18 protein-coding genes are annotated in these 17,196 nt (G+C 62.4%); 3 read left to right on the forward strand and 15 right to left on the reverse strand.

All coding sequences use genetic code 11. The features are described from left to right. Window positions 1-6: 6 nt before the first annotated feature. Genes AAGS40_RS28110 through AAGS40_RS28120 form a run of 3 tightly spaced genes read right to left on the reverse strand, consistent with a single transcriptional unit; the run spans window position 7 to window position 2,005 of the window. On the reverse strand, window positions 7-711 hold the full coding sequence (locus tag AAGS40_RS28110; protein WP_345816830.1) for a glutathione S-transferase C-terminal domain-containing protein: 705 nt from the start codon (window positions 709-711) through the stop codon (window positions 7-9). A gap of 10 nt (window positions 712-721) precedes the next feature. Next, on the reverse strand, window positions 722-1,702 hold the full coding sequence (locus AAGS40_RS28115) for a DMT family transporter (RefSeq protein ID WP_345816831.1): 981 nt from the start codon (window positions 1,700-1,702) through the stop codon (window positions 722-724). A gap of 3 nt (window positions 1,703-1,705) precedes the next feature. Next, a complete protein-coding gene (locus AAGS40_RS28120) occupies window positions 1,706-2,005 on the reverse strand; it encodes a hypothetical protein (protein ID WP_345816832.1) in 300 nt (99 codons plus the stop codon). Window positions 2,006-2,157: 152 nt separating this feature from the next. Here AAGS40_RS28120 and AAGS40_RS28125 point away from each other — a divergent pair, with 152 nt between their 5' ends. Both AAGS40_RS28125 and AAGS40_RS28130 read left to right on the forward strand, forming a co-directional pair. Further along, on the forward strand, window positions 2,158-2,763 hold the full coding sequence (locus AAGS40_RS28125) for a TetR/AcrR family transcriptional regulator (RefSeq protein WP_345816833.1): 606 nt from the start codon (window positions 2,158-2,160) through the stop codon (window positions 2,761-2,763). A gap of 32 nt (window positions 2,764-2,795) precedes the next feature. Then, window positions 2,796-3,143, forward strand: coding sequence for a hypothetical protein (locus tag AAGS40_RS28130; protein WP_345816834.1), 348 nt, complete (start codon window positions 2,796-2,798; stop codon window positions 3,141-3,143). A 278-nt stretch (window positions 3,144-3,421) separates the two neighbouring features. Here AAGS40_RS28130 and AAGS40_RS28135 read toward each other — a convergent pair whose 3' ends face one another. The 11 genes from AAGS40_RS28135 to leuC form a co-directional block, all read right to left on the reverse strand. Next, the gene (locus tag AAGS40_RS28135; protein WP_345816835.1) at window positions 3,422-4,384 is read right to left on the reverse strand and encodes a D-2-hydroxyacid dehydrogenase family protein; all 963 of its coding nucleotides are present in this window, start codon (window positions 4,382-4,384) and stop codon (window positions 3,422-3,424) included. Between the two features lie 181 nt (window positions 4,385-4,565). Further along, on the reverse strand, window positions 4,566-4,958 hold the full coding sequence (locus AAGS40_RS28140) for a hypothetical protein (RefSeq protein ID WP_345817619.1): 393 nt from the start codon (window positions 4,956-4,958) through the stop codon (window positions 4,566-4,568). 62 nt (window positions 4,959-5,020) lie between these two features. Further along, window positions 5,021-5,689, reverse strand: a complete 669-nt coding sequence (locus AAGS40_RS28145; RefSeq protein ID WP_345816836.1) for an RraA family protein — start codon at window positions 5,687-5,689, stop codon at window positions 5,021-5,023. After that, the gene (locus AAGS40_RS28150) at window positions 5,686-6,726 is read right to left on the reverse strand and encodes an amidohydrolase family protein (RefSeq protein ID WP_345816837.1); all 1,041 of its coding nucleotides are present in this window, start codon (window positions 6,724-6,726) and stop codon (window positions 5,686-5,688) included. Before AAGS40_RS28150 ends, AAGS40_RS28145 begins: the two co-directional genes overlap by 4 nt. 32 nt (window positions 6,727-6,758) lie before the next feature. Continuing rightward, on the reverse strand, window positions 6,759-8,081 hold the full coding sequence (locus tag AAGS40_RS28155) for an MFS transporter (protein WP_345816838.1): 1,323 nt from the start codon (window positions 8,079-8,081) through the stop codon (window positions 6,759-6,761). Between the two features lie 196 nt (window positions 8,082-8,277). Continuing rightward, complete coding sequence (locus AAGS40_RS28160; protein WP_345816839.1) at window positions 8,278-9,177, reverse strand: LysR family transcriptional regulator; 900 nt, start codon at window positions 9,175-9,177, stop codon at window positions 8,278-8,280. A gap of 395 nt (window positions 9,178-9,572) precedes the next feature. After that, window positions 9,573-10,337 (reverse strand): SDR family NAD(P)-dependent oxidoreductase, encoded by a 765-nt coding sequence (locus tag AAGS40_RS28165; RefSeq protein ID WP_345816840.1) that lies wholly within the window; start codon window positions 10,335-10,337, stop codon window positions 9,573-9,575. A gap of 95 nt (window positions 10,338-10,432) precedes the next feature. After that, complete coding sequence (locus AAGS40_RS28170; protein ID WP_345816841.1) at window positions 10,433-11,848, reverse strand: MFS transporter; 1,416 nt, start codon at window positions 11,846-11,848, stop codon at window positions 10,433-10,435. A gap of 108 nt (window positions 11,849-11,956) precedes the next feature. After that, window positions 11,957-13,021, reverse strand: a complete 1,065-nt coding sequence (gene leuB, locus AAGS40_RS28175; RefSeq protein ID WP_345816842.1) for a 3-isopropylmalate dehydrogenase — start codon at window positions 13,019-13,021, stop codon at window positions 11,957-11,959. A gap of 46 nt (window positions 13,022-13,067) precedes the next feature. Further along, entirely contained in the window at window positions 13,068-13,658 is a 591-nt protein-coding gene (leuD, locus tag AAGS40_RS28180; RefSeq protein ID WP_345816844.1) for a 3-isopropylmalate dehydratase small subunit, read from the reverse strand. Further along, the gene (gene leuC / locus AAGS40_RS28185; protein ID WP_345817620.1) at window positions 13,658-15,025 is read right to left on the reverse strand and encodes a 3-isopropylmalate dehydratase large subunit; all 1,368 of its coding nucleotides are present in this window, start codon (window positions 15,023-15,025) and stop codon (window positions 13,658-13,660) included. The genes leuD and leuC overlap by 1 nt, the downstream gene beginning before the upstream one ends. A gap of 202 nt (window positions 15,026-15,227) precedes the next feature. On the opposite strand from leuC, the gene gcvA reads away from it, so the two are divergent. Then, the gene (gene gcvA, locus AAGS40_RS28190; protein WP_345816845.1) at window positions 15,228-16,151 is read left to right on the forward strand and encodes a transcriptional regulator GcvA; all 924 of its coding nucleotides are present in this window, start codon (window positions 15,228-15,230) and stop codon (window positions 16,149-16,151) included. Between the two features lie 183 nt (window positions 16,152-16,334). Here the strand turns inward: gcvA and AAGS40_RS28195 are convergent, their stop codons facing one another. Beyond that, entirely contained in the window at window positions 16,335-17,186 is an 852-nt protein-coding gene (locus AAGS40_RS28195) for an amidohydrolase family protein (protein WP_345816846.1), read from the reverse strand. Window positions 17,187-17,196: the final 10 nt, after the last annotated feature.

A 17,196-nucleotide genomic window follows, 5' to 3' on the forward strand; every position in this document is an offset into this window, starting at 1 on the left:
GTCGGCCTAGGCCGCCGGGGGATAGTTGGACGGGAAAAGCGCGCGTCGGGTCTCCTCGTCGTTGACCTTCTTGAACTCGTGGTCCTTGCCGACGGCTCTGGCGCGAGCCACCGCGGGACGTGCATCGACCGTTTCGAACAGACGCCTGAGATTCGAAAACGCCGCCAGCGGATCGTCCGCACCTTTGAACACGCGCGAGGCGCGATCGAGCCATCCCCAGGCCGAAATATCCGCAATCGTGTACGTGTCGCCGACGATATACGATCGCCCTTCCAGATGATCGTTCAGAACCTGATAATGGCGCTCCGCCTCGCGTCGATAACGGTTCACGGCATAGTCGAGTCCTTTCGGCGCGGCAAACTGGAAATGCACGGCCTGGCCCGAAAACGGGCCAAGGCCGGAGGCGAGGAACAGGAGCCAGGAAAGCAGTTCTGGCCTGTCTTGCGGCGCGCCCTGCAATTTGCCGGTCTTCTCTGCCAGATAGAGCAGGATCGCGGTGGAATCGAACACGCGCGCCTCCTTGCCGCCTGGCCCTTCCGTATCGACGATGGCGGGCACCTTGCCGTTGGGATTGATCGCGCGAAATGGCGCGGTGTGCTGTTCACCCTTGCTCGTATCGATCGGAATCACCTCATAGGGCACGCCCGTCTCCTCGAGAAACAGAGCGACCTTGGCCGGGTTTGGCGTCGGGTGAAAATAAAAACGGATCATGGCGGTATCCTCAGGCTTGTGGACGGGTAGAGGGAGAGCGGGCAGATGCCCGGCCCGCTGACGCGGGCCTGGAAGCGAGCAGGACGCCGAGAACGATGACGGCGATCGACATCCCTTCGGCCAGCGACGGTATTTCGCCAAGAACAGGAATGGCGAGAATCGAGGCAACAGCGGGAAGCAGCGCAATGACAGCGGTCGCAGCCGAAGAACCGAGCAGGGAGACAGCACGGTTATAGGTGATAAGCGCGACGCCGCTCATCAGCACGCCCTGATAGCAGACCTGCAGGGCGATCTCGCCTTGCGACGCGAGGCTGAATCGGGTGAGACCCAGCAGCAGATACGCCGGGAGATAGAGTGCTGCAGACCACACGCAGATCAGTGCGGCAGACTGGACCGGCGCCAGCCCGCTACGGCGAAAAAGCAGCGTATAGATCGCCCACATGACCGCTGCCGCGACCAGCGCAGCGATACCCCGCAGGTCCGGCGCGCCGCGAGCCGCCGCACCGGCACTCACCAGACAGACAAGACCGGTGACGATCGCCGCATACCCGAGCCAGCGCAAGCTTCCCTGCCGCTCGCGCAGGAAACACCAGGCGAACACGCCGGCAAAGACAGGCATCAGCGTCGGCGCAATGGATGCGGCCTGAGCGGCCGAAGTCAGCTTCAGCCCGAGCGCGACGAGCAGCACGAAAGGCACGCCCCAGAGCACCGCGAATAACAGACCCTTTCCCCAGGCGGCGATCGGCAGGCGCGAACCGCGGCGCACGACCGCTGGAGCGAGAAGCATGGCGCCGACGCCGAACCGGAGCGCCGCAATATCCCAGATGCGAAGCTCTCGTGTGACACCGAAACGTGTCACAACAAACCAGCCCGAAAAGATCATGACGGTCAGCGCCGCGCAGGCGAACCCCATCAAACGTGCGCGTGATGCACCTCGCTGCGTCGGCCCGGAATCAACCGGCGTCGCGTCCGGGACCTTGGCGTTGGCCATCGATTACACCGCCCGAAGCGACTTCAACGCGGCGAGGACCGCATCCGGTTCGAGCCGCTTCCGGTAATCGACCTCGATGCTGGCAAGCGCAACATGCCCGTCGGGAGCAGTCACATACGTGGCAGGAACCGGCAGTTCCCAGTTCTCGTCGTCATCGATCGCGGAGAGTGCCTTGTCGTTTGAGCGCAGCGCATCGCGGAGGTCCTCGGGAAGTGCATAGACGAGCCCGTAGCGGTGTGCGGCGGCATTGCCGACATCGCTGAGGACGTCGAAGGTGAGTGTGTTTGTCTGCCGTAGTCCCATAGTCCCTCCTCTTCCGTGCAAACCTTTTGCAAACCCGGTATGCCTGCGGCTGACTGCGCGCTGCGTTTTCATTTTAGAACATTCATTCTATAATGGCTCAACGCAGCACAATTCGCAAGTGCGTGACGCGATGACTGGACAGGTGACACAGAATGGCGAGACCCAGGGAATTTGACGAACAGAAAGTACTGGATGCGGCGACCCAGTGCTTCTGGCGATTCGGCTACGAGGCAACGTCGGTGAAAGACCTCACCGAAAAAACGGGGCTTACTGCCGCCAGTCTTTACAACGCGTATGAAGACAAGCGCGGCCTCTTTCGGGCATCGCTCGATCACTACGTGAGCGAAAGCATAGGGAACCGTCTGCGCCGGTGCGAAGCGCTCCCTCCTCTTGAGGCAATCCATGCGTTTTTTGACGAAATCCTGCGCCGCTCATTGAACGACCGTCAGCAAAAGGGCTGTATGCTCGTGAACTCCGCCCTGGAACTGGCGCCACACGACGCCGAATTCCAGAAGACCATTGCCGGCGTTCTCGTTCGTATAGAGGAATTTTTTCTCGGGTGCGTCACAGCTGGTCAGGCCAACGGCACCATCGCGCAGTCACTGCCCGCGGACGTTCTCGCCCGGCATCTCGTTGGCGTTCTGATGGGTGTCCGCGTACTGGCTCGCGTTCGTCCGGAAAAAGCGCTGCTGGAAGGAGTAGTCGCACCCGCGCTTGCCCAGCTTGCGCCATTGCCGGCATCCGGAACGCCAGATTAGTAACTTCTTCGCTCCCGGGCGGAAAAAGACGAATGCTTTCGGAGGTTTATTCGCGTAAGCTCAGGCGGTGTCCGCCATTCAACGCGTTTCTCAACGAAATTGAGCAGCCCATGCGCGCCGAGTACTCCTATCGCGGCTTTACAATTCAGGTGGATACAGCCCCTATTATCGTCAGGCGCACATTTAACATTCCTGTCGTACTGGATACCTGCACCGCGACCGTCACCCTTCGAACAGAAGGCCAGATAATCCAACCCGCCCCACCGTCCCCGCCAGGCAACGCCGACGGCGCCTTCTATCTGAGCGAACAGGCTGCACAGGCGGCAGGACATCGGCACGGCAAAATACTGGTAGATGACCTGCTGGACATTCATCATTAGCAAACGCATCGAAGCCCAAGTTGACGCGCTAAGCATGCCGTGGAACGCACCGCCGGCAATGAAGGCACGGCAGCGCACGTCAGCGCGAAGTGAGAAGGCCCCTTTCTGCCGGGCGGCACACGTGCCCGCACGCGTTATCACGGCGACTCAACCAAGCCAAAGTATCGGTGGCAACTTCGCAAAGGGCGGCGTGCAGGTCGACAACACTCTGCCCTGCTCCATCAGCGACACTCACTGCGCGCCTGGCGCAACGCAGCGAGCGGGCTCGTGACGACGCGTTATGCCTGCGCCGGCTTCGTCTGATCGAGCCATTCGACGATGTTTCGCACGGTATCGCCATAGAACGTCTGATACAACTCGTGCGTTACATAGCCGATGTGCGGCGTCGCCAGCACATTGGGCTGTGAACGCAGAGGATCGGCGAGGTCGAGCGGCTCGGTGTCGTACACGTCAATCGCGGCGCCCGCGATTTGTCCGCTATTCAATGCAGCGAGCAGCGCCTCGGTGTCCACGATCGGGCCGCGCGACGTGTTGATGATGCGGCTCGTCGGCTTCATGCTCGCCAGTTCTGCGGCGCCGACGAGCCCGCGCGTGCGTTCGCTCAGACGGACATGGACCGACAGGAAATCCGACATGGAAAAAAGCCGGTCTTTATCGACCCGCTGCACGCCCGTCGACTGCGCGTGTTCTTCCGTAAGATTCTGGCTCCATGCGACCACGTTCATCCCGAACGCGCGGCCGATCACGCCGACGGCCGAGCCCACACGACCCAACCCGAGCAGCCCGAGCGTCTTGCCGGCGAGTTCGGTGCCGAGCGTGCGTTGCCAGCCGCCTTCACGCAGGGACCGATTTTCGGTGGTGATATGACGTGCCATTGCCAGAATCATCGACCACGTAAATTCGATGGTCGGCGTGGACGAATAGCCGGTATGCGCGACCTTGATACCGCGTTGCTCGGCCGCTTCGGTGTCGATCGCCGCGTTGGCTGAACCGGTTGACGCAATGAGTTTGAGATTCGGCAGACTGTCGATGATTTCGCGCGTGAGCGGCGTGCGTTCACGCATCACGCAGACCACGTCGAACGGCGCGAGGCGCTCGATGACCTGTGCCGTGTCCGCAAGGTGATCATGAAAGACGGTAATGTCCGCGCGGTCCTTCAAGGGGGACCAGTCGGCCGAGCTGAGTGCGACGTTCTGGTAATCATCGAGAATCGCGATTCTGACGCGGGACGGCAAAGGCATGCACCACTCCTCTAAGGGGAAAGACAGAGACCGGAGTCTACTCGCCGACGCGTAATCCTGCTTTTGCTCGCGCCAAGGTAGCCGGAGTTGCTAACGATCCCGGTCGTAGATATAAATAGAGTCTTCCGTTGCAATGTGGCCGCAACAAGGCTGTCTGCCCGGTGCTGCGAGCACCACGTGCTCAGAGCGACACGTCCTCGATCAACGCCCATTGCAACGAGCGCATCCTGCGATCGACAAAATACCCGCCGCCTTCGGTGTAGTGCAGATACAGGCGCCCGCACAACGTGCATTCCCACACGGCGCAGCGGTTGTAAGGGAAATAGCGCGGCGCGATGGGCGCGTCGGCGGACCAGTATGTCAGCTTGCCGGGAAGATATTCGGCGTAGGTCGGTTCCGGATCATTCTCCGGCCACAATGTGCCGATTTCGCGGAACTGGCTTTCGTCCAGAGAAAGCGGCTGCGATTGCCAGCCGTCGAGCGGTGTTTTCGTGCAGGCGCAGGGACCGGGCGCGTGGGCGTGCGCGCGGCGCGCCAGATCCAGCAGCGTCGCGACGTTCAGATAGCTGGGCATGTCGAATAAATGAAAAGCGGAACGCGCCATCATGCGCGCGTCCACGACGGTTCGGCAAGCGCTCAGCCGTTCATCATGCGGTCGCGCTGCAACGCGACCCACGCGCGGTCGAAGCGTCCCTGAGCGATGGATTGCAGCGCCGCTGCTTCCTTTGCAGCCGTTTTGCGCGCGCCTTCGATGACCGCCTCGACATCGGCGGGCGAAATCGCGAGCACGCCGTCCTCATCGCCGACGACGATATCGCCCGGATGGACCACCATGCCGCCGACTGTCACCGGCACGTTGATCTCGCCCGGCCCGTTCTTGTACGGCCCGCGATGCGTGACACCGCGCGCATACACCGGAAAATTGCGCTGACTCAGCGCGCCGACATCGCGGATCGCGCCGTCGATCACGAGGCCCTGCACACCCAGGCTTTCCGCGTAAGTCGCCATGATCTCGCCCATCAACGCCTGCGTGAGTTCGCCCGCGCCGTCGATCACGAGCACGTCGCCGGGACGGCAGAAGTCGAACGCGCGATGGATCGCGAGATTATCGCCGCCGCGCGTGCGCACCGTGACGGCGGTGCCCGCCATCGGCTTTGGCCGATGAAACGGGCGCAAGCCACTCGCGCCGCTCACGCGGGCCATGTTGTCGCTCAACAGCGAGACCGCGATCTCGCGCAGTGCGGCGAGCGTGGCGGGGGCCGCTTGCGTGGCCGATTCGTTTTCGCGCCATCCGATCGGATTCATACCGTGGCTCCTTCCTTTGATCGTTGTCGTGAGAGCTGCGCCGACAGGCGTCCGTAGACCGCGCGCGCGTTGCCTTCGAAAATGAGTTCACGGTCCGCGTCGCTCAGCCAATCGATGGCGTCGATATAGCGGCGCGTGTCGTCGTAGTACTGGCCCGTTTCGGGATCGATGCCCTGCACCGCGCCGATCGTCTCCGACGCGAACAGGATGTTCTTCGCCGGGATGACCTTGGCGAGCAATTCCGCGCCCGGCTGGTGATAGACGCAGGTATCGAAGAACACGTTGTTCAGCAGGTACTCGGAGAGCAGCGGCCGCTTCATGTCCTGCGCGAGTCCGCGATAGCGTCCCCAGTGATACGGCACCGCGCCGCCGCCGTGCGGAATGATGAACTTGAGCGTCGGGAAATCGGCGAACAGGTCGCCTTGCAGCAACTGCATGAATGCCGACGTATCGCCGTTGATGTAATGCGCGCCCGTTGCGTGGAAGTTCGGATTGCACGACGACGACACATGGATCATCGCGGGCACATCGAGCTCGACCATCGCTTCGTACAAGGGATACCAGGAGCGGTCGGTCAGCGGTAGCCCGGTCCAGTGGCCGCCCGACGGATCGGGATTCAGATTGCAGCCGATGAACCCCAGTTGCTCCACGCAGCGTCGCAATTCGGCAATGCAGTTTTCCGGCGCAACGCCCGGCGCCTGCGGCAACTGGCACACGCCGACAAAGTTGCGCGGAAATAGCTCGACCACGCGATGCACGAGGTCGTTGCAGGCCTCCGACCACACCGCATTGGCTTGCGCCGTCGCCAGATGATGGCCCATGCTGGCGGCGCGCGGCGAGAAGATCGTGAGGTCGGTGCCGCGCTCGCGCTGGATGCGCAACTGGCCGTTCTGGATGCTCTGGCGGATTTCATCGTCGGAGATGGTGGGGCGCGGCGGCGGCGCAACGCCGTCCTTCAGCGCTGCGATCTGCTGCACGCGCCAAGCCTCGTGCTGCGGCGGCGAGGTCGTGTAATGACCGTGACAATCGATAATCATGCGTGAGTTCCGTATCGTTCTGTATGCGCAGTTCAGGTGCGTGTGGCTGGATTCGTCGATGGCAACGAGACGTCGTCATCGTCGGCGGGTTTGACGCGCATCACGAGCGCGATCACGGTTGCGATGACGAGGAACGCGGCAATCGTCAGCAGCGCGAGTTTGAAGTTGCCCGTCGCGTTGCGCACGAGGCCAATGCTCCACGGCCCGACCAGTCCGCCGAACTGCGCGATCGTGTTGATGAGCGCAATGGTCGCCGCGCCCGCAGCGCCGGTTCTGAACGAAGAAGCGAGACTCCAGAACAACGGATTGCCGGCGTAGATGAAGAGACCGGTGACGCAGAGCAGCACGTAGGCAATGACCGGATTCGGCGCATACGCGCTGCCCGCGATCGCGATGGCGCTCATGCCGTACACGAAGGCCAGATGCTTTTTGCGATCGCCGGTGCGGTCCGAGTTGCGGCTGATGATGAACGTGCCCAGTACGCCCAGCAGCGGGGGCGCCGCCGACAGAAAGCCGACTTCGATATTGCTCAGGTGACCGAGACTCTTGACGATCTGCGGCAGCCACAGGAAGAGCCCATAAACGCCGACCAGCGCACACCCGAACAGGCACGCGAGACTCCACACGCGAATGTCACTCGCCACACGCCACAGCGGAAAGTGCGTGTTGCCGCCGACCGCCTCGCGTTCCGCCGCGAGCGTCGTTTCGAGCCACTGCTTCTCGTTGTCGTCGAGCCAGTCGGCGTCGGCGGGGCGCTCGGTCATGATGCGCAGCGTGAGCAGGCCGAGCAGCATCGCCGGAACGCCCTCGAGGATGAACATCCATTGCCATCCCTGCAGGCCGAAGAAGCCGTTGGCATAGGTCATCAGCGCCGTCGAGATCGGGCCGCCCAGCACCGCCGAAAAAGATCCGGCAATGATGTAGCCGCCCACCGCGCGCGCCCGATACCGCTCCGGGAACCACTTCGTCAGATACACGGCGACGCCCGGCAGAAAGCCCGCCTCCATCACGCCAAGCATGAAGCGCAGCAGGTAGAAGCTTTTGTCGTTGAAGATGAAGGCAGTGGCGGCCGCGACAGCGCCCCACGTGAGCAGAATCCGCGCGATCCAACGGCGCGCGCCCACGCGATGCAGCAACAGATTGCTCGGCACTTCGAGGACCATGTAGCCCACGAAAAAGATGCTGCCCGCGAAACCGAACACGGCAGGCGAGAAGCCCAATGCCTTGTTCATGTCCAGGGCCGCGAAGCCGATGTTGATGCGGTCGAGGTAGTTGAAGAACATCATCGCGAAGAGCACGGGCATGAGCCGCCCGTACACCTTTCGCATGGTTGCCGCTTCGTTGAATGGGGTCATGCCGTCTCCACGTACTTTTCGTCGGATCGCGAGGGCTCTTCGGCCCCGCTTGAGTCCTGCTTGACAGATGGCGTACGCCGTCTGCGTGCTGACCCAGATGCGCACGGAGCGCGCCCGATCAAAGCAGGTAATCCATGATAAGAGGCGCGCCGGCACGCGTCCAAGACGCGTTTCTTATGCTTCTATAACGCTTTACTTATAGTGCGGCGTCGGAGAGCGGCGGCGGAAGGCAGCCGAGGAAGGCTCGCAGATGCGCGGAGTCGTCGTCGGCGCGGAAGGTGGCGGCAAGCGTCGACCATTGGGATGCGCCGGGGCCGGCGAGCGGGAGGAACACGACGTCGGTGCGTCCGTGTCGCGCGACCGATTCGCCGACGAAAGTCACCCCGAGCCCCGCCGCCACGAGTGCGATCGCGGTCTGTATTTCGTAAGCCTGATGCGCGACGAACGGCGTGAGGCCCGCGTCGCGATACAGCGACTGCACGGTGCGCTTGAACTGCGCGTTTGGATGCTTCGGATAGAGGATGACGGGGGTGTCTGCGAGTTCCGCGATGCGCACTTTCTTCTTGCCCGCCAGCGGATGATCCGGCGTCAGCACTGCGACGATATGTTCGCGCAGTAGCGGATAAGATCTGCAGCCGGGAATGTCGAGCGGCTGGCGCCCGATGCCGACATGAATGCGCATGTCGCGCAGCGCGTCGGTCTGCTCTTCAGTGAGCATTTCGAAAAGCTTCAGTTCAACTTCGGGGAACGCGTGATGAAACGCCTTCAGCGCGGGCGGCAGGATGCTGTACATCGCCGATCGCGTGAAGCCGATAGAAAGCCACCCGCGCCGACCGATGCCGATTTCCTGCGCGCCGAGACTCGCCTGCTCCCATGAGCCGAGTATCTGCCGCGCCTCGGTGCAGAGATAGTGGCCCGCTTCGGTGAGCCGCAGCGGCCGCCGCGCCCGATCGACGAGCTGCGTGCCGAGCCGCTGTTCGAGTAGCCGAATCTGCTGGCTAAGCGCCGGCTGCGCAATATGCAGGCGTTCGGCCGCGCGGCTGAAATTCAGTTCCTCGGCAAGAATGACGAAGCACTGCAACGACCTGAAATTCATTTCAACCTTTTCGGAATACAGTGACGAACGTGACGGACCTATAAGTGTGTGCCGATGCCGGCCCGTGTTCGTTAGCCACGCGGTCGAAGCAACCGCCGAATCCTGGCAATCGCGCGACGATCGGGTTAGCGCGAACGCAGCCGGTAGAACATGACATGAACGCACGGCGTAGTGTAACGGACGCCGGAGCCAGCGGTTTGGACGGTCGCATCAGGGTTGAATGCGGCCCTTGGCCCCGGCCCATGATCGCGGTTGAAATTCGGCGAGTTATGGATATACCGCTTTTCTACGACGGGTTTCAGCAGCTTGACGGGGAAGCCAGCGGAAAACGGGTGAAGGTTGAAGCACGCGTCAATCGGTCGACCATGCGCATTGCGCTGCGCGAGGCAGATGGCTCAGTAAGTGGCCCGGCCGCCGGAAAGATCGAACACCGCACCGGTCGTAAACGAGTTCTCTTCGCTCACAAGCCATGCAATCATCGCGGCGGCCTCGTTCAATTCCAGAAACCGGCCGCGCGGAATCTTGCCGAGCATGTACGCAATGTGTTCGGGCGCCTGCTCCATTGCGCCTGGCGTGCGCGCCACCGCCGGCGTCACGCAATTCACCGCGATGTCGTGCATCGCAACTTCCTTGCCGAGCGATTTGGTCATCGCAATCACCGCTGCCTTGGCCGTACTGTACGCCGACGCATTCGGATTGCCTTCCTTGCCCGCAATCGACGCCACGTTCACGATGCGGCCGTACTTCTGTTCTGTCATCAACGCAATCACCGCGCGGCAGCAGTAGAAGGTGCCGTTCACGTCGACGTCGATCACCTGACGCCAGTCGTCGAGCGGATAGTTGGCGAGGGTCGCGTTAGGACCGACGATCGCCGCGTTGTTGATCAGGATATCGATGCGGCCCATCGCGCGAAGCGTACCGGCGACAGCGGCTTCGACACTGCCGTAATTCGCGATATCGACCTGTTCGGTATGCACCGCGCCTTCGCCGCGCGCGCTCAGTTCAGCTTTGGCTCTGGTCAGACGCGGCTCATCGATGTCCCAGATCGCCAGCTTCGCGCCGGATGCAAGCAGGCGGTGAGCGACGCTCAGACCGATGCCCTGAGCACCGCCCGTCACGACCGCAACGCGGCCGCTCAAATCGATGGCATTGGTTTGCAAGATGCTCGTTCCTATCAACGATGATATGAGTCGATTAGCCTATTTGCCGGCCGAAATTGCCTCGCGTGCAGCGTCGACGCCGCTCAGCACGGCTGTCATTGTGAAAGCTCTTCGAGACTGCGGTTGAGGGTACGTGGCCCGAATACGCCGACCGCCACGATCATTACCAGCATCGCCGCGCCGATGAACAGCGCGACCCCCATGGTGCCGCCCTCATGCAGGAAGAAGCCGATCAGCAAACCCGCCAAGGCCGCGCTGACGCGGCTCCATGAATAGACAAAACCGATGGCGCGCGCGCGGATGCGGGTTGGGTACTGCTCCGCCTGAAAGCCGTGAAAAACGAACGAAATCCAGTTGTTGAACAACGTGACGAGCACACCGAAGAAGATGATCCATGTCGGGTCGGTCTGCCTGGCGAAGAACAGCATGAAAATGCCGATTCCAACGCCTGCCGATACGATCTGCCACTTGCGCTCCATCTTGTCCGCGATCCAGATGCCAAGCAGCGGGCCCACCGGATTGGCCAGCGCGATGATGAACGCGTACTGCAAACTGGTGGTGACGTGAATGCCCTTCGAGATCAGCAGCGTCGGCACCCAAGCGCCGAAGCCGTAAAAGGCAATGGTCTGCGCGAGGTTGAACACCGACAGCACGAGCGTGCGCTTGCCGTACGGCGCCTTGAACAGTTCCGAAAACTTTCCGTCGCCGACCACCGCTTCGGACGCGGGCGCCGGCGGCAACGCGGCGACGCCGGCCTCACGGGCGATCTTCGTTTCGAGATCGCGCATGATCTTCTCGGCCTTTTCCTCATGACCATGCAGCGCCAGCCAGCGCGGACTTTCCGGCAATCCCAGCCGCAAGCCCCACGCGGCCACCGCGCCTACGGCCGCGATCATCGCCACCCAGCGCCAGCCGTCAATACCGAACGGGCTGATCGGCACCAGCAGCCAGCCGAGCAGCGCCACCACCGGCACGATCAGGAATTCGATGAACTGATAGAACGCGAATGCCTTGCCGCGCCCTTGCGGCGGGACCAGTTCAGTGAGGAAGGTGTCGATCGTGACCTGTTCGAGTCCCACGCCAATCGCGGCGATGAAGCGGCACAGATCGATGCCGGCCGACGAGGTCTGACACGCCATCACAGCGGTGGCCAGGGAATACCAGATCAGCGAGAAGGTGAACATCGAGCGGCGGCCGAGCCGGTCCGCCACCGAGCCGAACACCATGCAGCCGAGCCACATTCCGGCAAACGTACAGAAGACAAAGAAACCGATGCCGTTGATACTGAAGAACCCCACCGAGCCGCTGGTGAACAACCCGCTTCGCACCAGGCCCGGAGCGATATAGGCCGTCATGAAGAGGTCGTAGAGTTCGAAGATGCCGCCGATGGAAATCAGGAACACCAGCCGCCACAGCGTGCGGGTGAACGGAAGCCGGTCGAGCCGTGCTGCCACTTGTCCAGCGTAACTGTCCGCGACGGGAAACGTCGTATCGGCATAGATATCTGTCATCTTTGTCTCCGCACGGCGTGCTGTCGCCACCGTCATTATTTTGGGGAATCAGGCCGCGCGCCTGGTGATAAGCCAGGCGCGTCGATCCGGTGTCCTGTCCGGGCGCGCTCAACCCAGCGCGGCGAGTACTGCTTCGCCCATCTCGCGGGTGCCCACCTTGCGCATACCGGGTTGATAGATATCCGCGGTACGGTAACCTTCGGCCAGCACGGCGCTCACCGCACGCCGGATCCGGTCGGCCGCGCCGGGCAGATCGAATGACAGACGCATCATCATTTCGACCGACAGAATCGCGGCCAGTGGATTGGCGAGGTTCTTGCCTTCGATGTCCGGCGCCGTGCCGTGCACCGGTTCGTAGAGGCCCAGCGTGCCGCTGCCGAGCGAAGCCGAGGGCAACATGCCGATCGAACCGGTCAGCATCGCGGCGGCATCCGACAGAATGTCGCCGAACACGTTGCCGGTCACCATCACGTCGAACTGGCGGGGGTTGCGCATCAGCATCATCGCGGCCGCATCGACGAACATATGCGTCAATTCCACGTCCGGATATTCCTTGCCGACTTCCGTCATGACCTCGCGCCATAGCTGCATGGTCTCCAGCACGTTGGCCTTGTCGACCGAACACACTTTGCGGTTACGTTGACGCGCGACTCGAAACGCCGCATGGCCGATGCGGCGCACTTCGCTTTCCGAATAGCGCATCGTGTTGATACCGACGCGTTCGCCGCCTTCATGCGTGACGCCGCGCGGTTCGCCGAAGTACAGATCGCCGGTCAGCTCCCGCAGGATCATCAGGTCCAGACCGTCGACGATCTCGCGCTTCAGGCTCGACGCATCCGCGAGTTCAGGAAACAGGAAGGCCGGACGAAAGTTCGCGAACAGACCGAGCGCCTTGCGCAAACGCAGCAGACTGGCGCCGGGCCGCATGTCGAACGGAATGTTCTCGTCGCCCGGCACACCGGCAGCGCCGAACAGAATGGCGTCCGACCGGCGCGCCAGTTCGAGCGTTGCAGCGGGTAGCGGATCGCCCGCGGCTTCGACGCCGGCACCGCCAATCGGTGCATGACTGACTTCCAGCGCCGCGGTTTTCGGTACCACCGCCTGCAATACCTTTAAAGCCTCCGCGGTCACTTCTTTTCCGATTCCATCACCAGCGAGTACGGCGATTTTCATGTTCTGTCCTTGAGTATGACCGTGAATTCAGTGTGCAAGCGGTGCGTCAATGTGCGTAGTCGCGCTCGAACGCTTCGATCCGCTCGAGTTGCGTCAGCGTGTAGCCGAGTTCGTCGAGTCCGTCCTGCAGGCAGCGCTTCTGGTACGGGTCGATGTCAAAGCGATGCGACACGCCGTCGGGCGTGGACACCGTCTGCGCCTCGAGGTCGACGCTCACGTGCAGGCCGGGCTGCGCTTCGAGCTTGCGGATGATCGCGGCCACATCCTGAGCGGCCAGCAGCACGATCAGCAAACCGTTCTTCGAAGCGTTCGAGGCGAAAATATCGCCCACGCTCGGCGCGATCACGGCGCGCACGCCGTAGTCGAATAGCGCCCACACCGCGTGCTCGCGCGACGAGCCGCAAGCGAAGTTCTCGTTCGCGACCACGATGCGCGCCGGCCGGTAGGCAGGCGCATTCAGCACGAAGCGCTCGTTTTCTTCGCCGTCCGCGCGGTATCGCAGGTCGCGAAACAGATAGGTGCCGAAGTCGTCCGAGCGCGGCTTTTGCAAATAGCGCGCGGGCAGAATCTGATCGGTATCGAGATTGGATTGCGCAATCGGCAAGGCCACTGCGTCCAGCCGCAAAAATTTTTCCATCAGCTGTCCTGATCGAGCAGAAGTCTGACATCCGCGAGGCTGCCGCTCAATGCGGCGGCCGCGACCATCGCGGGACTCATGAGATGGGTGCGGGAGCCGGGGCCCTGACGGCCGACGAAGTTGCGATTGGTGGTGGAGGCGCTGCGTTGCCCCGGCGCCACCGTGTCGCCATTGGTGCCCAGACACATCGAGCAGCCCGCTTCACGCCATTGAAAGCCCGCTTCCTTGAAGACCCGGTCGAGTCCCATCGATTCGGCTTCCCGCTTGACGAGTCCCGAGCCCGGCACGACCCATGCCTCGACCGACGGCGCGACCTTGCGACCTCTTACCACCGCGGCGGCCGCCTGTAGATCCTCGATCCGGCCGTTGGTGCACGAACCGATGAACGCGCGATCGATTTTCAGGCCGTCCAGGCGCATGCCGGGTGTCAGGCCCATGTAATCCATGGTGCGCTGCATCGTGGCGCGCCGCTCCGCATTCGGTGCGTTGGCGGGGTCCGGCACGCGTCCGTCGATCGGCAGTGCGTCCTCGGGGCTGTTGCCCCAGGTGACCATCGGCTGGAGCGTGCCGACGTCGATCGCGACTTCCTTGTCGAACGACGCGTCCGGGTCCGATGCGAGCGTGCGCCAGCGCGCGAGTTCACGGTCCCAATCGGCGCCGGTCGGCGCGAACGGCCGGCCCGCGAGATAGTTGAAGGTGGTGTCGTCGGGTGCAATCATGCCGGCGCGGCCGCCCGCTTCGATAGACATATTGCAGATCGTCAGGCGGCCTTCCATCGACAGGCCGGCGATCACCGGGCCCGCGTACTCGATGACATGGCCGGTGGCGCCGCCCGCGCCGATTCTGGCGATGATCGCGAGAATCACGTCTTTCGCACCGACGCCCGCGGTGAGCTTGCCGTCGAGCACGATGCGCAATGCCTTCGGCTTGCGTTGCCAGAGCGTTTGCGTGGCGAGCACATGCGCGACCTCAGTCGCGCCGATGCCGAAGGCCAGCGCGCCGACCGCGCCGTGAGTCGACGTGTGACTATCGCCGCATACGATCAGCATGCCGGGGCGGCTTAAGCCCTGCTCCGGAGCGACCACGTGCACAATGCCCTGGCGCACGTCGTCGAGTCCGAAGAAGGTGATGCCAAGGCTCGCGCTGTCGTCGCGCAACGCGTTAGCCATCGCGCGTTTTTCGGGGTCGGCGACATTCGCCAGATCCCGGCCATAGGTGGGCACATAGTGGTCGGGCGTCGCAAAACCGCGCTGCGGCGCGTGCGCTTCCAGGCCGCGCTGGCGCAGCATCTCGAAAGCGGGCGCCGAGCCGTCCTGCAGAAAATGACTGTCTACGTAAAGCAGGCTCTGGCCGTCTTCACGCTCCATCACGTGATGCGCCCGCCAGATTTTGTCGAAGAGCGTTTGGGACGCTCGTGTCGTTGCGTTCACTTCATTGTCTCCGTCGGTTGGCGCCGTGGCCGGCACTCCGGTGCATCGCACTGCGCAAGTGAGACGATGATTAGGTAGTTCTAGGTCGTTTGCAACGATCGATATATCATGGACGGTATGAGAAAATGTCATGCCGACTATGCGACGAAAACTCCCTCCGCTCAATGCGTTACGCGCCTTTGAAGCTTCCGGGCGCTATCTGAGTTTCACCGGCGCGGCAAAGGAACTGCTGGTAACCCAGGGCGCAGTCAGCCGTCATGTGTCGCTGCTTGAAGACTGGCTCGGCATGAAGCTTTTCCTGCGTACGCATCGCGGCATCGAGCTCACGCGCAAAGGCGAGACTTATATTCGCGCGCTGGGCAGTGTGTTCGATCAGATCGACTACGCGACCCGTGAAGCACGCGATGAAGCAGACGGTTCCGTGCTGCGTCTCAAACTACCGCCCACCTTCGCGATGCGCTGGCTGGTGCCGCGGCTGACGCGTTTTCAGGCTTTGCATCCGCAAATCGAGATCCAGATTTTTACGTCGCACGAGCCGGCCAATTTCCGCCGCGAAGACATCGATTTGTCGGTTCATTCGCATGCGTTCCCGCCTGACGATACGAGTCAGCGCCGCCTGCTCGGCGAAGTGCTGATGCCGGTGTGCAGCCCTTCGCTGCTGATGCGCGAGCGGCCGCTCAAAAAGCCGAAGGACTTGGCGAATTACGCATTGCTGTCGTCGCGGCACCGGCCGATGGACTGGTCGCGCTGGCTGGTGGAAGCCGGTATTACCGAGCTGGATCATCACGGCAGCATCAACTTCGACAACGCCGCGCTGGCCTATCAAGGCGCGCTCGATCAGCTCGGGGTGGTGATTGCGGTGCGGGCGCTGATCGAGGACGATTTGCGCAATGGACGGCTGGTCGCGCCATTCGGCCTGCAGGTGTCCACGCCGGGCGCCTACTATCTGTCGTGCTCGCAGATCAGTTCACGATCGCCGCAGCTCGCCGCGCTCGAGGCGTGGTTGGTCGAGGAAGCCACGGCATATGAGCAGAGCCTGGGGGCGTTGGGTTCCGATAGATAGACAAGCTGTAAGGCAGTGCAAGGCACTGCAGCGCAACTCGACTCCACCTCTCGCGCCGTGCGGCGCAAATCCGCCCTACTTCCGCGCAAACTGCCAGTCAGCCAGCAGTTTCCCGGCTGAAGCCGCGTTGCCGCGCATTTTAATGAGCGTTCTTTCAAGCTTATTCATGGCTTGAACTGCGCGTCAAACGCCAAGAAACTCAAGCGCGTTATCGTGCTGCCATGCCTTCCGGACGCTATCCGGCATCTCCAGCGCATCGAATTCGGCGAGTGCTTTTTCCACTGGCATCATCGGAAAGGCAGAGCCGAAAATCATGCGTTTCCTGAGCACGGTGCGACCGTACTGCAACAATGGCTCGTAGCCTGAATGGGCTGTCGCGAGCAGCTTTGGCCGCACGGCGAGTGTACCGATCCACACGTTCGGATGCCGCCACGCCACCGCGAGCAACTCCTGCACCCACGGCCAACCCGGCGGGGACGCGCACACGCGCAGTTCGGGCAGCGCCATCATCACGCGGTCGAGTGCGGCGGGATGGCCGTACATCATCGAAGTATGCGTGGAGAAGTTCGTGCCGCAATGGATGTTGACCGGCACGCCCAGTTCGACACACTTCTCATACAACGGAAAAAGCAAGGGATCGTCGATGCACAGCCTGTGTTCGAAGCCCTGCACGTTCAAGCCACGCAATCCCAGTTCGCGCACAGCGGCTTCGAATTCGACAACGGCCGCCTCGCCCTTGTGCGGATCGACGCCCGCAAAGCCAATATAACGCTCTCCATGCGCGCGGCAGAACGCGGCGACATCCGCGTTGGCGATCTTCACGCCGAAGGTGCTCGTCAAGTCACGCGCTTTCAACACGACGTATCGCGCATCCAGACGTTCATACATTGCAAGGTAAGCCGCGAGCGGATCGATGTTGTCGGACACGGCGGCCTGACGCTCCGTGCCTTCATAGATGCGTCGATAGTTCGCGAGATGCGTGACGGGTCCGTCGAATTGAAGCGAAGGGGGACGGCTCGAAAAATCCACAAACATGGTTGGCTCC

The organism is Paraburkholderia sp. PREW-6R (assembly GCF_039621805.1).
Taxonomy (GTDB): Bacteria; Pseudomonadota; Gammaproteobacteria; order Burkholderiales; family Burkholderiaceae; genus Paraburkholderia.